This window comes from Archangium sp., from assembly GCF_036388035.1.
In the GTDB taxonomy this organism is placed as follows: domain Bacteria; phylum Myxococcota; class Myxococcia; order Myxococcales; family Myxococcaceae; genus Archangium.
Genome location: NZ_DASVSO010000221.1, coordinates 1 through 1835 on the forward strand (window position 1 = coordinate 1; position 1835 = coordinate 1835).

The following is a 1835-nucleotide window of genomic DNA, read 5'->3' on the forward strand; positions in this document are numbered from 1 at the left end:
GGCCCGCCAGGTAGCCAATCTCCGTGCGGTCGCTGCCCTCCTCGAGCTCGCGCGCGACGGTCTCCGCCATCACCCAGTGCGAGGTGCTCGGCTCGAAGTCGACGATCTTGATGACCGGGTTGGGCAGCTCCTGCTTGAGGGCCTTGAGGAAGCCGGCGGTGGAGCCGCCCATCACGTTGCCGCCGTCGCCCAGGAAGCCGAAGTCACCGCCCATGGAGGTGACGGCCACGTAGCAGGCGGTGCGGCCCTTGGTGGTGTCGCGCAGGCGCTCGTACATGGCGCGCCCGGTGCCGTGCCAGCGCGCGGTCGTCTCCGCCATGCGACGCGCGAAGCGGGCACTGCCCACCGTGAGGAAGTACTCGGCCGGCCCGAAGGCGTTCAGGTCGATGACGCCGTCGGCCCCGCCCAGCTCCTCGCTGGCCCGGCGCACCCGGCGCTCCACCTCGAGCGCGTCGGTGAGGCCCGCCAGCTGCACCGCGAGCGAGCGCGCTCCACGGCCCGTCAGCAGGCGGGTGAAGGAGGCCACCATGCCCGGGTCGTCTCCCAGCAGCAGCAGCTTCTTGCCGGCCAGCGGGTAGCGCTTCTCGGGCGTGAGCGACAGGGGGATGAGGTCCGCCCGCCAGCGCTGGGCGAACAGGCCTCGGCTGGGGATGGGCTGGCCCGTCACGTTGGGCTGCGGGCCCGCGGTGAACACGCGCCGGTGGGCGTTGTCGTGCTCCTCGAGGACGACGTGGTAGTTGGACCCGCCCAACCCGAAGGAGCTCACCCCGGCCATCCGCCGCCCCTCGCGGGGGACGGGCCAGGGCCGGCCCTCCAGCGACAGGGAGATGGGCAGCTTGTCGAAGGGAATCTCCGACTTGGGGAACTCGCCACCATTCATGGGCGGCAGGAAGGCCTCGCTCACCGCGAAGGCCGCCTTGATGAGGCCCAGCACGCCGGAGGCCGACGAGGTGTGGCCGATCTGCGACTTGAGGGTGCCCATGGGCACCGGGGTGTCACGGCCGCGCGCCTGGAACACCTCGCCGTAGGCGGTGGCCTCGGTGATGTCGCCGGCCCGCGTCCCCGTGCCGTGCGCCTCGATGAGGCCCATCTGGTTGGAGTGCGCCTTGGCGTCCTCCAGCGCGCGCTCCACCGCGCGTGCCTGGCCCTTGGGGTTGGGCGCGTGCAGGGTGGTGCCCCGCCCGTCGCTGGAGAAGCCGATGCCGGAGATGACGGCGATGATGGGGTCCTTCGCCGCCTCCGCGTCCTCCAGCCGCTTGAGCACCACCGCGCCCGCGCCCTCCGCGGGGACGAAGCCGTCCGCGCGATCGTCGAAGGGGAAGGTGCCGCGCGGGGAGAGGAAGCCGAGCACCGCCAGGGGGGCGACGTACTCCGCCACGAGGTTGAAGGCCACGCCTCCGGCCACCACCACGTCGGCCTCGCGGTGGGACAGCGACAGCAGGCCGGCATGCAGCGCCGCCAGGGAGCTGGCGCAGGCCGCGTCCACCGCGAGCACCCCACCGGTGAAGTCGTGCATGGCGGCCAGTCGCGCCGCGCACGTCATGCCGGAGTAGTACTGGGAGGTGTTCTCGTCCAGCGGGGCCACCGCGGACAGCATGCTCTGGCGCAGCGTCTCGAGCAGCGGGGCGAGCTGCTTGGAGGTCATCCCCTGGGCCCGGAGCGACTGCTCCGCCATGCCCATGTAGCGCTCGCAGATGAAGCGCAGCTCGGTCTCGAACTCCTTGGAGCGCGCGGGGAGCTGCCCCACCATCACCTGCACGCGGCGGCCGTTCCACCGGCCGGGCTGGTAGCCGGCCTGCTCGAGCGCCTCCTCCGCGGCCTTGACGAAGAGGACG

1 protein-coding gene is annotated in these 1835 nt (G+C 72.4%); it reads right to left on the bottom strand.

The features are described 5' to 3' along the window. The coding region (locus tag VF697_RS09650; protein WP_331093523.1) for a polyketide synthase at positions 1-1835 on the bottom strand (1835 nt) is incomplete at both ends.